This is a genomic window from Microbacterium sp. CFSPD4_SD4 (assembly GCF_057364585.1).
The window spans coordinates 80,422-92,084 of sequence record NZ_JBNFOC010000011.1; the positions used below are offsets into that span (position 1 = coordinate 80,422).

The 11,663-nt window shown below is 70.8% G+C and carries 10 protein-coding genes; 6 read left to right on the forward strand and 4 right to left on the reverse strand.

The annotated features are described in order from the left end of the window. The first annotated feature begins 23 nt into the window (after window positions 1-23). From AC2W7E_RS14265 to AC2W7E_RS14280, 4 genes are all read left to right on the forward strand, one after another. A complete protein-coding gene (locus AC2W7E_RS14265) occupies window positions 24-698 on the forward strand; it encodes an NUDIX hydrolase (protein ID WP_485989367.1) in 675 nt (224 codons plus the stop codon). Window positions 699-745: 47 nt separating this feature from the next. After that, complete coding sequence (gene purD, locus AC2W7E_RS14270; RefSeq protein ID WP_378869273.1) at window positions 746-2,023, forward strand: phosphoribosylamine--glycine ligase; 1,278 nt, start codon at window positions 746-748, stop codon at window positions 2,021-2,023. A 111-nt stretch (window positions 2,024-2,134) separates the two neighbouring features. Next, the gene (locus AC2W7E_RS14275; RefSeq protein WP_161973070.1) at window positions 2,135-2,614 is read left to right on the forward strand and encodes a winged helix-turn-helix transcriptional regulator; all 480 of its coding nucleotides are present in this window, start codon (window positions 2,135-2,137) and stop codon (window positions 2,612-2,614) included. After that, window positions 2,611-3,903, forward strand: coding sequence for an MFS transporter (locus AC2W7E_RS14280; RefSeq protein WP_378869270.1), 1,293 nt, complete (start codon window positions 2,611-2,613; stop codon window positions 3,901-3,903). The genes AC2W7E_RS14275 and AC2W7E_RS14280 overlap by 4 nt, the downstream gene beginning before the upstream one ends. A gap of 55 nt (window positions 3,904-3,958) precedes the next feature. Here the strand turns inward: AC2W7E_RS14280 and AC2W7E_RS14285 are convergent, their stop codons facing one another. From AC2W7E_RS14285 to AC2W7E_RS14300, 4 genes are all read right to left on the reverse strand, one after another. Then, complete coding sequence (locus AC2W7E_RS14285) at window positions 3,959-4,687, reverse strand: amino acid ABC transporter ATP-binding protein (protein WP_378869267.1); 729 nt, start codon at window positions 4,685-4,687, stop codon at window positions 3,959-3,961. Continuing rightward, window positions 4,684-6,168: an amino acid ABC transporter substrate-binding protein/permease gene (locus AC2W7E_RS14290; RefSeq protein WP_126894187.1), complete on the reverse strand. Its 1,485-nt coding sequence runs from the start codon at window positions 6,166-6,168 to the stop codon at window positions 4,684-4,686. Before AC2W7E_RS14290 ends, AC2W7E_RS14285 begins: the two co-directional genes overlap by 4 nt. A gap of 147 nt (window positions 6,169-6,315) precedes the next feature. After that, the gene (locus AC2W7E_RS14295; RefSeq protein ID WP_062766128.1) at window positions 6,316-7,848 is read right to left on the reverse strand and encodes a DHA2 family efflux MFS transporter permease subunit; all 1,533 of its coding nucleotides are present in this window, start codon (window positions 7,846-7,848) and stop codon (window positions 6,316-6,318) included. Further along, window positions 7,845-8,477, reverse strand: coding sequence for a PadR family transcriptional regulator (locus AC2W7E_RS14300; RefSeq protein ID WP_308195654.1), 633 nt, complete (start codon window positions 8,475-8,477; stop codon window positions 7,845-7,847). The genes AC2W7E_RS14295 and AC2W7E_RS14300 overlap by 4 nt, the downstream gene beginning before the upstream one ends. Before the next feature lie 188 nt (window positions 8,478-8,665). Here AC2W7E_RS14300 and AC2W7E_RS14305 point away from each other — a divergent pair, with 188 nt between their 5' ends. Together AC2W7E_RS14305 and AC2W7E_RS14310 are read left to right on the forward strand one after the other, a co-directional pair. Next, on the forward strand, window positions 8,666-9,541 hold the full coding sequence (locus tag AC2W7E_RS14305) for a phosphoribosylaminoimidazolesuccinocarboxamide synthase (RefSeq protein WP_025105721.1): 876 nt from the start codon (window positions 8,666-8,668) through the stop codon (window positions 9,539-9,541). Between the two features lie 100 nt (window positions 9,542-9,641). Next, on the forward strand, window positions 9,642-10,997 hold the full coding sequence (locus AC2W7E_RS14310; RefSeq protein ID WP_378869260.1) for a uracil-xanthine permease family protein: 1,356 nt from the start codon (window positions 9,642-9,644) through the stop codon (window positions 10,995-10,997). Window positions 10,998-11,663 lie beyond the last annotated feature (666 nt).

Sequence of the window (11,663 nt, forward strand, 5' to 3'; positions counted from 1 at the left end):
GCCCCGGTCATAAGCTCGATGGCATGAGCATGCATCCCCAGGGCGCCCGCGCCGAGCTGCTCGCCGCCGCGGCCGACCACTCCTGGAGCGTGCCGATCCCTCCGCTCGGGGATCCGGGCCGCGCCCACGACGCCTCGGTCCTCATCCTCTTCGGCGTCCTCGACCGCATCCCCGCACCGACCGTCGACGCGGCCGTCGCGCGCGACCTCGACGTCCTGCTGCAGCGTCGCGCCCCGACCCTCTCCTCCCATCCGGGCCAGGTCTCCTTCCCCGGCGGGCGCGCCGAAACGGCCGATGCCGACGCCGTCGCCACGGCGCTGCGCGAGGCCGAGGAGGAGACCGGCCTCGATCCCGCGGGAGTCGAGGTGCTCGCCACGCTCCCCGTGATCCCCCTCGCCGCGAGCAACCACCTGGTCACCCCGGTGCTCGCCTGGTGGCAGTCGCCGTCGCGCGTCGTCGCCGTCGACCACGCGGAGACCGTCGAGGTGTTCCGCGTCCCCGTCGCGCAGCTCCTCGACCCGGCGACCCGCTTCACCTCGACCCTGTTCCGTGCCGGGCGCACGTTCCGCGGGCCCGCGTTCGACGTCGACGGCACGATCGTGTGGGGCTTCACCGCCATGGTGCTCGACGCCCTGTTCGACGCCACCGGCTGGACCGTGCCCTGGGACACGGCGGACGAGCGTCCCATCGAGCTCTGACCGGGACCGACCGAAACCCCGCGCACGCGCCTCGATAGGCTGGACGGGTGAAGATCCTCGTCCTCGGTTCCGGTGCCCGTGAGCACGCGATCATCCTGGCGCTGCGCGCCGAGTCCCCCGCGCACGAGATCCTCGTCGCCCCCGGCAACGCGGGCATCGCGCAGGACGCGACACCCGTCGCCCTCGACCCGCTGGACGGCGCCGCGGTCACGGCCTTCGCGAACGAGCACGCGGTCGACCTCGTCGTCATCGGCCCGGAGGCCCCTCTCGTGGCGGGCGTCGCGGACGAGCTCCGGGGCCGCGGCATCCCCGTCTTCGGGCCGGGCAAGGCCGCCGCGCAGCTCGAGGGCTCCAAGGCCTTCGCCAAGCGCGTCATGGACGCCGCCGGCGTGCCAACGGGCCGCGCGGTCCGCGCCGCCACGGTCGCCGAGGTCGAGTCCGCGTTCGGCGAGCTCGGAGCCCCCTACGTCGTCAAGGCCGATGGGCTCGCTGCGGGCAAGGGCGTCATCGTCACCTCCGACCGCGCCGAGGCCCTGGCCCACGCGGAGCAGTACCTCCCGGCCGGTCCCGTCCTCGTCGAGGAGTTCCTGTCCGGCCCCGAGGTCTCGCTGTTCTTCCTCAGCGACGGCGACACCGTGCGCGCGCTCAGCCCGGCACAGGACTTCAAGCGGGCCCTCGACGGCGACGCCGGCCCCAACACCGGCGGCATGGGGGCGTACTCGCCGCTGCCCTGGCTCGCGGAGCAGTTCGGCAGCGAGCAGGCGTTCGTGGAAGAGGTCACCCGCGACGTCGCCCTCCCGGTCGTCCGGCAGCTCGACGCGGAGGGGACCCCGTTCATCGGTCTCCTCTACGCCGGTCTCATCCTCACCCCGCAGGGCGTGCGCGTGATCGAGTTCAACGCACGCTTCGGCGACCCGGAGACCCAGGTCGTGCTGCCGCGACTGGAGACCCCGCTGTCCCAGCTCCTCTTCGCCGCCGCCTCCGGCACGCTCGAGGACCAGCCGGAGCCCGTGTTCCGCGATGAGGTCGCGATCACCGTGGTCCTGGCGAGCGAGGGGTACCCGGAGGCGCCGCAGACGGGGCGCCCGATCGAGGGTCTGGACGAGGCCGCCGCCGTGGAGGGTGTCCGCCTGGTGCACGCCGCGACCGCGAGCCCCGACGCCCCGGGGGGTTCGCTCATCGCGACGGGTGGCCGTGTCCTGAACGTGGTCGCCGTGGCCCCGGACTTCCGCACCGCCCGCGACCGCGCCTACGACGCCCTCGGCCGCATCCGCCTCGAGGGGTCCCACCACCGCACCGACATCGCTGCCCGCGTCGCTGACTGACCGACCCCGTTGAAGTAGCGCAAATGGCTGCATCCCGACCGGGAATGCAGCCATTTGGGCGATTCGAAGCGGATGCTTGACAAGCCTCACTTTCTTCAAGAAAGTAGCAGGATGCCGCTCCGCTCCGACTGGTCCTCCGCGTCCTGCCCGATCGCCCGCGCCGCCGATGTGATCGCCGACCCGTGGGTTCTCCTCATCCTGCGAGAGCTCTTCTCGGGCCGCACCCGGTTCGACGAGCTGCGAGACGCCTCCGGCGCCGCGGACTCGGTCCTGGCACGTCGGCTCGCCCTGATGACGGAGGCCGGACTCGTGACCCGGGACGACCGCGGCGAAGGACGGAAGGGGTACCGGCTCACCGCAGCCGGCGAGGAGACGCTGCCCATCCTGCATGCGTACGCACGGTTCTCCCGCCGCACCGACCCCGAGGGCCCGTGGGGACTGGTCGTGTCCTGTGCCCGGTGCGGGACCGCCGCCGAGTCCGCGGACTGGTGCTCCCGGTGCGCCGCTCCCCTCGACGCCGACAGCACTCTCTGGGCGCGACGGAGCATGGGCGGCGAGCCCTTCGCCCTGCACGGCGGACACGCCGCATGACCGCCGAGTCCGTCGACCGCCCCGCCAAGACCCGTCGCCGCCTCCACCCCGCGTGGACGGTCGCACTCGTCGCCCTCATCGCCCTCATCGGCGCCGCGGGATTCCGCGCCGCCCCTGGGGTGCTCATGGTCCCGCTCGAGGAGGAGTTCGGCTGGACCACGGCCGAGCTCTCCCTCGCCGTCTCCGTCAACCTCCTGCTCTACGGCCTGATCGCTCCTTTCGCCGCGGCGCTGATGCAACGGTTCGGCATCCGCGCGGTGACGGTCGTCGCGCTGTTCGTGATCGGCGCCGGGGCCGCGCTCAGCGTCTTCGTCGCGACACCCGGCCAGCTCATCCTCACGTGGGGCGTGCTGATCGGCCTCGGGACGGGATCGATGGCTCTGGTGTTCGCGGCCACCATCACCGACACGTGGTTCGCCACCCGGCGCGGGCTGGTCTCGGGCGTGCTCACCGCCGGCAGCGCGACGGGACAGCTCATCTTCCTCCCGGTGATCGCGGCCGCGGCGGAGGACATCGGCTGGCGCGGAGCCTCGCTCGTCATCGCGGGCGGCGCGCTCGCCGTGGTGCCCCTCGTCTGGATCTTCCTCCGCAACCGCCCGAGCGACCTCGGCGTCGCACGCTATGGCGAGAGCGCGGAGCCCATCGCCTCCGCTCCGCGCCCCCGCGGGACGGCGTGGGGTGCCGCTCGACTCGCGCTGACGACGCTCCGTGACGCCGCCCGCACGCGGACGTTCTGGGCTCTGGCCGCCGGTTTCGCTATCTGCGGCGCCACGACGAACGGCCTGATCGGCACGCACTTCATCCCGAGCGCCCATGACCATGGGATGCCGACGACGACGGCCGCCGGCCTGCTCGCGGTCGTCGGCGTGTTCGACATCCTCGGCACCGTGTTCTCCGGATGGTTGACCGACCGGGTGAATCCGCGCATCCTGCTCGCCGCCTACTACGCCCTCCGCGGCGTGAGCCTGGTGTTCCTGCCGAGCCTGCTCTCGGCGGAGGTGCAGCCGAGCATCGTGGTGTTCATCGTGATCTACGGCCTGGACTGGGTCGCGACGGTGCCGCCGACGATCGCCCTCTGCCGGGAGGTCTTCCGCGACCGCGGACCCCTGGTCTTCGGGTGGGTGTTCGCGGCGCACCAGATCGGCGCCGGCATCGCGTCCGTCCTCGCCGGGCTCGTACGGGACCACACCGGCCACTACACCGCGGCCTGGTTCGCCGCCGCGGGCCTGTGCGCCGTCGCCGCTCTCGTCAGTGCGACGATTCGTCGGCGACCGTCCCCGTTGAAGTAGCGCAAATGGCTGCATCCCGACCGGGGATGCAGCCATTTGCGCTACTTCAACGGGGTCAGAGGACCTTGGACAGGAAGTCCTGGAGGCGCTCGTTCTTGGGGGCGCCGAACAGGTCGGCGGGAGTCCCCTCCTCGACCACGACTCCGCCGTCCATGAAGACCGTGCGGTCGGACACCTCGCGCGCGAAGCCCATCTCGTGAGTCACGAGCACCATGGTCATGCCGCCCTCGGCGAGGTCGCGGATGACCTGCAGCACCTCGCCGACCATCTCCGGGTCGAGAGCGCTGGTGGCCTCGTCGAACAGCATGATCTCCGGGTCCATCGCGAGTGCACGGGCGATGGCCACGCGCTGCTTCTGACCGCCGGAGAGCGACGCGGGCTTCGCGTCCGCCTTCTCCGACAGGCCGACGCGCTCGAGCAGCGAGCGGGCGCGGTCGCGGGCCTCGACCTTCGTCATGCGGCCGAGCTCGACCGGGGCGAGCGTGATGTTCTCCAGCACGGTCATGTGCGGGAACAGGTTGAAGTGCTGGAACACCATGCCGATGCGCTGGCGCACCTCGTCCAGCTTCACGCTCTTGTCGGTGAGGTCGACCCCGTCGATGATCACGTGCCCCGACGTCGGCTCCTCGAGCTTGTTGAGGCAGCGCAGCAGCGTCGACTTGCCGGAGCCGGAGGGGCCGATCACGGCGATGACCTCACCGTCCTCGACCGTGAGGTCGATGCCCTTGAGCACTTCGTTGTCGCCGAACGACTTGTGCAGGCCCCTGACCTCGATCTTGCTCATGCGTTGGCCTTCCTCTCCAGGCGGTTCGCGAGCAGCGTCAGGAGCGTGATCACGACGAAGTAGATGATGGCGACGATCGTCAGCACCTGTGCCGAGAGATACGTCGAGGCGATGATCTGGCGCGAGACGAACGTCAGCTCGGCGAGACCGATGACGCTGATGAGCGAGGTGTCCTTCAGCGTGATGATGCCCTGGTTCACGAACGACGGGATCATGATCCGGAACGCCTGCGGCAGCACGACCTTGCGCATCGTCTTCCAGTGGCTGAGGCCGAGCGAGCGCGACGCCTCCGCCTGACCGGGGTCGACGGCCTGGATGCCGCCGCGGATGATCTCCGTCATGTACGCACCGGTGTTCAGCGACAGGGTGATCGCACCGGCCACGAACGGGTCGAACTTGAGGTCGGGGATCAGCTGCGGGATGGCGAAGAACACGAAGAACGCCTGGATCAGGATCGGGGTCCCGCGGAAGACGTAGACGTAGGCCGTCGCGATCCAGCGGAACGGCGCGAACTTCGACAGGCGTCCGAAGCCGAAGATGATCCCGAGGATGAACGCCGCGATCACCGCGACGATCGTGGCGAGGATGGTGAGCCACAGACCCTGCATGAGGGCCGGCCAGTACTTCACCGCGACCGAGATGATGTCGGTGGGCTGCGCCTCCTGCGCGTCGTCACCCGTCGCGAGGTAGGTGTCCACGATCTCGTCGTACTCGCCGGAGTCCTGCAGGTTGGCGAGGCCGGCGTTGAACATCTCCAGGAGCTCGGCGTTCTCGCCCTTGTTCACCGCGAAGCCGTACTCGCCGCCGAGCGCGGGCTCGCCGACGAGACGGAAGCCCGACCCCTGCTGGATGCCGTAGGCGAGCACGGGGAAGTCCTCGAAGTAGCCGACGGCCTGTCCGGCCTTCACCGCATCGACCATGTCGGTCGTGTCCTGGTAGGGCGTGATCCGGAAGCCGTACTCGTCGGCGTTCTCCTCGGCGAAGGTCTGCCCCTGGGTGCCGGTCTTCACCGCGACGGTCTTGCCGTCGAGGTCGTCGAGGGACTCGATGTCGCTGGACTCGAGCACCCCGAGCTGCACGCCGCTGGTGAAGTACGGGTCGCTGAAGTCGAAGGTCTGCTGTCGCTCCTCGGTGATCGACATCCCGGCCATGACGGCGTCGACCTGGTTCGACTGCAGCGCCTGCACCGCGGCGTCGAAGCCGAGCTGGCGGATCTCGACCTCGAAGCCCTGGTCCTCCGCGATCGCGCGCAGGAGGTCCATGTCGATGCCGACCAGGTCGCCGGACTCGTTCGTGAACTCGAACGGCGCGAAGGTCGTGTCGGTGCCGATGACGTAGGTCTCGCCGTCGTCGGCCGCGGTGGCGGGCGCGGCTCCGGCAAGCAGCGCCCCGGCGGCGACGAGTGCGGCGAGAGCGGTCGCGCCGGCGGTGCGGCCGAACCGCCGCAGACGGCTCGGCGGAGAGGATGGGTGGCGGCTCACGTCGAGTGCTCCTCGGGGTTCGGAAGGGCGACCCGGCGGCCGCCGACCATCCACCCTAACCCCGCTCCTCCCGCGCACCGGAATCTCGGCGCGACCCCGAACAGCGCCGGAACCCGCGTGGATACCGGCGTGTCGGGGTCATCGCGGTCACGCCGGAGGGGTCGCGGCGACGGCCTCGTCCTTCCGATCCTGCCCGCGGAGGAACAGCGAGGCGACCAGCGCGATGAGGATCACACCGGCGGGCAGCAGCAGCGTCTGGGACATGCCGGCCGCGAAGCCCTCGGCGACCTGCGGCGGCAGCGCGCCGCTCCCGGTGCCGGCCGGAGCGTCGGCCAGACCGGGGAGGTTCGCCTCCAGCCGCGACTGCATGAACGCGGCGATCGAGGCGGAGCCGATGACCGAGCCGATGGTGCGGGTGGTGTTGTAGATGCCCGCGCCGGCACCGGCCTGTCGCGGCGGCAGCTTGCGCGTGGCCGTGGTCGCCAGCGGCCCCCACATGCCCGCATTGCCGATGCCCATGAGCGCGGACGGCAGCAGGAACATCAGGATCGGGGTGTCCATCGTGGTCAGGGCCGAGTACCAGACCAGGGCGCCTGCGACGCAGAGCAGACCGGGGACGAGGATGATGCGCGGGTCGACGCGGTCCAGGATCTTGCCGGCGACCGGGGCGAGCACGCCCGACAGCACGGCCATCGGGATGAGCAGCATCGCGGCCTCGGTCGGGGTGAGGCCGCGCGCGGTCTGCAGGAAGAACATCATCGGCAGCGACATGCTCGTGACCGTGAAGCCGACCGCCGCGATCGCCACGTTCGCGCCGGAGAAGTTCCGGTCGCGGAAGAGGGCGAGGGGCACGAGAGGTTCGCTGCGGGTACGCGCCTGCTGCACGATGAAGAGCGCGAGCACCACGACGCCGGCGATGATGAGACCCCAGACCGAGATCGGTCCCGCGATGGTTCCCCAGTCGTACTTCTCGCCCTCCTGCAGTCCGAAGACGATGAGGAAGAGCGCGACCGCGCTGAGCACGACGCCGACGAGGTCGAACCGGTGCGGGTGGGTCTTCAGCTTCGGCACGAGGATCCAGGCGAGCACGAAGGCGACGACGCCGACGGGGAGGTTGACGAAGAAGATCCACTCCCACCCGAAGCCGTCGACGAGCAGACCGCCCGCGAGGGGGCCGACGAGCGTGGCGACGCCGGCCGTGGCACCCCACAGGCCCATCGCCGCGCCGCGGCGGTTCGGCGGGAAGGTGCGGGTGATGACGGCCATGGTCTGCGGCGTCATGAACGCGGCGCCGAGCCCCTGCACCGCGCGGGCCGCGATAAGGCCCTCGAGCGTCGTCGACAGTCCGCACCAGAGCGAGGCGAGGGTGAAGACCGCGAGTCCGATGAGGTAGATGTTCTTCGGGCCGAAGCGGTCGCCGAGTCGTCCGGTGATGAGCAGCGGCACGGCGTAGGCGAGCAGGTAGGCGCTGGTGACCCACACGACGTTGTCGAGGTTGTTCGTGTCGGGGTCGAGGGCGGCCTTGATCGCCGGGTTCGCGACGGACACGATCGTGGTGTCGACGAGGATCATGAAGAACCCGATGACGAGGGCCCAGAGCGCGGGCCACGGACTCTTCGGCGCGTGACCGGCGGCGAAGGGCCCCGTCTCGGGCCCCGAGGTCTGGCGGGAATCGGTCATTGCTGTGCAGCCTTTCGCTGGGCGCGGTAGCGGTCGGTGTCGTCGAAGGCGTCGGGGCCCCAGCGGAGCTCGTCGCCGTCGAGGCGGGTGAGGAGGGTGTCGAGCCAGCGGAGCTCGGCGTCGAGCAGCGCCTCCTGCCGTTCGATCTCGACGAGGACCTGCGGCGGGACCCCTTTGGTGCGGGCGGCGGCGAGGCCGTCGTGGTGCAGCGCGTACGAGGCGACGAGGGCCTCCCGTCGCTCCTGCAGCAGCGCGACGGCGTCGTCGCGGTCGAGGTTGTGCGACTCGGCGAGCGCGACGCGGGCGTCGGTCTCGCGGTCGATGCGCGGGAGGGCACGACGCACCCACGCGACCACCGCCTCCCGGCCGGCGTCGGTGAGGGTGTAGGTCGTCCGCTCCGGTCGGTTGCCCTCGCGATCCGTGCCGACCTCGTCGAGCAGACCGGCCCGCTGGAGCCGGGCGACCGTGTGGTACAGCGTGCCGTTGGTGACGGTGATGAGCCGGTCGTCGTGACGCGCGCGGAGCAGGCGCACCATCTCGTACGGGTGCATGTCGCTCTCGCGGAGCAGCGCGAGCACCATCACCCCGAGCGGCGTGAGTCCCGCCACCACATCCCTGCTCTTCCCCACCCACACTCCCCCGTCCCCTGCTCTGTCACCCCGTCGTATAGTCCACATGGACTATACACCCGCCCCTCCTCCGTTGAGACCCCGGTTTTCCGGCGAGACCCCGGGGTTCCGACGCGCACACCCCGGGGTCTCGACGCGAACGCGGGGTCTCGGCGCGGAAGAACACGCATCACGGGGATAATGGGCGGGTGAGCACACCGTCCGCAGGAAACGCGCAGGCCATCCCCGGGTGGCGACACCTCTACTCCGGAAAGGTCCGCGACCTCTACGCCTCGGAGGACCCGGCCGACACCCGCATCCTCGTCGTCGCGTCCGACCGGGTGAGCGCCTTCGACGTCGTGCTCTCCCCTGGCATCACCGACAAGGGCGCCCTGCTGACGCGCCTCAGCCGCTGGTGGTTCGCCCAGCTCGACGTGCCGAACCACCTCACGGACGGCGACCTGCCGGAGGAGGTGGCCGATCGAGCCATGCTCGCCCAGTCGCTCGAGATGCTGCCGATCGAGTGCGTCGTGCGCGGGTACATCACCGGCTCCGGCTGGGCCGAGTACCAGGAGCACGGCACCGTGTGCGGCATCGCCCTGCCGGAAGGGCTGCAGAACGGCGACCGCCTGCCCGAGCCGCTGTTCACCCCGGCCTACAAGGCGCCGATGGGCGAACACGATGAGAACATCACGTTCGACCGCGTCGTCGAGCTCGTCGGGGCGGACCGGGCGGCCGAGCTCCGCGACGCCTCGCTCGCGATCTACCGTCGTGCCGCGGCCATCGCCGAGGAGAAGGGCCTCATCCTCGCCGACACGAAGTTCGAGTTCGGGACCGACGCCGACGGCACCCTCCGCCTCGCCGACGAGGTCCTCACGAGCGACTCCTCCCGGTACTGGGACGCCGAGGCTTGGCGCACGGGGTCGACCCCGGCGGAGCGGATGGCGAGCTTCGACAAGCAGATCGTGCGCGACTGGCTCGCGGCGAACTGGGACAAGCAGGGCGAGCCCCCCGTGCTGCCCGAGGAGGTCGTGGCCCGGACGGCCGCCCGCTACCGCGAGCTCATCGACCGCCTCGGCGCCTGACGCCGCGCTCCCCGCCGCCTCCGGGCGCACAGGGAAAACTCAGGAATCGGTAGTGTTGCTCCAGCACTCCGCCCCCGATCCCGAACCCTGAGGAGCCCACATGGCTTTGTGGAAGCTGCACGGAAACGGCCGCACCGTCGAGCCCGGCGCCGTCGTCACCCCCGAGGAACGTCTGTCCTGGCCCGCGACCATCGCCATCGGCGCCCAGCACGTCGTCGCCATGTTCGGCGCCACGTTCCTCGTGCCGACGCTCACCGGCTTCCCCGTGTCGACCACGCTGCTCTTCAGCGGCATCGGCACGCTGCTCTTCCTCCTCATCACGAAGAACCAGCTGCCGAGCTACCTCGGCTCCTCGTTCGCCTTCATCGCCCCCATCACCGCGGCCGTCGCGGCGGGCGGCACCGGCTCGGCCCTCGCGGGCGTGGTCGCGGTGGGCGTGCTCCTCGCGGTCGTCGGTCTCGTCGTGCAGTTCGTCGGCCTCCGCTGGGTCGATGCCCTGATGCCCCCGGTCGTCGCCGGCGCCATCGTCGCGCTCATCGGCTTCAACCTCGCCCCCACCGCCTGGAGCAATTTCGCGCTCGACCCCGTGACCGCCACGATCACCCTCGTCGCGATCATCCTCTTCGCGGTGCTCTTCCGGGGCTTCCTCGGCCGCATCTCGATCTTCCTCGGCGTCGCCGTCGGCTTCATCTGGGCCGCGTTCAACGGCTCGTTCGAGGTGCCCAACCCGCTCCGTGGCGACAAGACCCCGGCGGAGCTCATCGCGGACGCCCCCTGGATCGGCCTCCCACACTTCCAGTTCCCGGACTTCGTCGAGCCGGGGACCTGGTCGACCATCGCGATGTTCCTGCCCGTCGTGCTCGTGCTCATCGCGGAGAACGTCGGTCACGTGCGCGGCGTCGCGACCATGACCGAAGACCCCGCGATCAACCGCCACACCGGTCGCGCCCTCATCGCCGACGGTGTCGCCACGACCATCGCCGGCGGCTTCGGCGGCTCGGGCACCACGACCTACGGCGAGAACATCGGCGTCATGGCCGCGACCCGCGTGTACTCCACCGCCGTGTACTGGGTGGCGGGTCTGTTCGCGATCCTCCTGGCGTTCTCCCCCAAGGTCGGCGAGGTGTTCAACTCGATCCCCGCGGGCGTGCTCGGCGGTGCGACGACGGCGCTCTACGGCCTCATCGGCATCATCGGCATCAAGATCTGGGTCGACAGCCGCGTCGACTTCTCTCGTCCGGTCAACCAGTACACCGCAGCGGTGTCCCTCGTGATCGGCATCGCCGGGTTCACGATGCAGCTCGGCGACTTCGCCTTCGGCGGGATCGTGCTGGGGACGGTCGCGGCGCTGCTGATCTACCACCTCGGCAACCTCATTGCCCGGGCGCGGAAGACGGGTGCCGACGACCCGAAGCCCCTCGAGTCCGTCGGCCCCCTCGGCGGCGACCCCGCGTAGGTCCCGCCCCGGCCCCTGATACGTGCGGGACGGTTTTCGCCCCTCCCGCACTCCGCGGAGGCCCGTTTTCGCACTCGCACCCGGTGCCGGAGGGGTGCGCGAGCCCGAGGCATTCACGGCCCGGATCGGCCTTGGTCGGCCGCGTCGCGTGCGGGATCGAAATGGGGCCCTGCCGGGCTGCGGGAGGGCCGGTTTTGCACTCTCCAGACAGGAACATCCGGCCCGCGCGGTGCGCGCGGGTCCGGCCCCCACGGTGCGGGGTCGAAAGGCTCCTCCCCAGCGAGCGGGAGGGGCGTAACCGCACTCGCACGCGAGGACCATCGCGGGCCAGAGGTTGCGGGACCAGAAAGGGGCGTGCCCGGCGGGCGGGAGGAACGTCATCGCACTCGCACGCGGGAGACGTTCCCTAGTCAGAGCGGGCGGGATCAGAAACGGGCGTGCCCGGCGCGTGGGAGGAACGTCATCGCACTCGCACGCGGGACGTTCCCGGGTCGGAGGGGGCGGGATCAGAAACGGGCGTGCCCGGCGCGTGGGAGGGACTTAATCGCGCTCGCACGCGGGGGGCGCTGCCGCGGTCAGAGCGTGCGGGATCGGAAAGGGGCGTCTGAGGGGTGCGGGAGGGGCGTTTTTGCACTCCGCACGCGGAGGGGGCGGGGCGGACGGGGC

What these genes read in the sequence shown, in the direction of transcription:
- AC2W7E_RS14265 (WP_485989367.1), top strand. Translation starts at nt 24, where the DNA reads ATGAGCATGCATCCCCAGGGCGCCCGCGCCGAGCTGCTCGCCGCCGCG.
- AC2W7E_RS14280 (WP_378869270.1), top strand. Translation starts at nt 2,611, where the DNA reads ATGACCGCCGAGTCCGTCGACCGCCCCGCCAAGACCCGTCGCCGCCTC.
- AC2W7E_RS14285 (WP_378869267.1), bottom strand. Translation starts at nt 4,687, where the DNA reads ATGAGCAAGATCGAGGTCAGGGGCCTGCACAAGTCGTTCGGCGACAAC.
- AC2W7E_RS14295 (WP_062766128.1), bottom strand. Translation starts at nt 7,848, where the DNA reads ATGACCGATTCCCGCCAGACCTCGGGGCCCGAGACGGGGCCCTTCGCC.
- AC2W7E_RS14310 (WP_378869260.1), top strand. Translation starts at nt 9,642, where the DNA reads ATGGCTTTGTGGAAGCTGCACGGAAACGGCCGCACCGTCGAGCCCGGC.
- AC2W7E_RS14275 (WP_161973070.1), top strand. Translation starts at nt 2,135, where the DNA reads ATGCCGCTCCGCTCCGACTGGTCCTCCGCGTCCTGCCCGATCGCCCGC.